This is a genomic window from Vibrio sp. 2130-1, from assembly GCF_033339515.1.
In genome coordinates, this window is sequence record NZ_JAWOUT010000708.1 from 1 (window position 1) to 522 (window position 522).

A 522-nucleotide genomic window follows, 5' to 3' on the forward strand; every position below is an offset into this window, starting at 1 on the left:
CGCAAAATGAAATATCAGATTACGCATCGTGCCATTTATAAATTGATAGTGGTCAAACTTATTAACCATTAAATCTACAAGGATATCGATAGTGGTTTCTTGTCTGGATTTAGTTGCTCAAGGCCTGATAAGTAAAGCTTGATTAATAGATTTTAGAAATGTCACTTTGACCTCAAAGTGTTTTAGATATTTTCAAATCATGCCTATTTTGAAAATACGATCTCTATATCTTATTTGTTTCTAATTAGTGTTCTTTCCCCACTTGTTATTAATTAAGCGCCACTCCCAATTTTAAATGCACTTAGGAAAAAACCATGAGTCAAAATGGTAAGTTTAATATTACTCGGCGTGATGCTTTAAAGGGTGGTTCTGCTCTTGGCGCTCTAGCGCTAGCAGGAAACGCGCTTTCTCTCCCGTTTGCAACTAAAGCGGTTGCCAAAGAAACACCAGCAAAACCAAACGAAAAAATTGTCTGGTCGGCATGTACCGTAAACTGTGGTTCTCGTTGTCCGCTTCGTATGC

General features: G+C 37.5%; 1 protein-coding gene. It reads left to right on the top strand.

The annotated features are described in order from the left end of the window. Positions 1–314: 314 nt before the first annotated feature. Positions 315–522: twin-arginine translocation signal domain-containing protein (locus R7Q09_RS28260; protein WP_318144222.1), on the top strand; the 208-nt coding region annotated here is incomplete at its 3' end.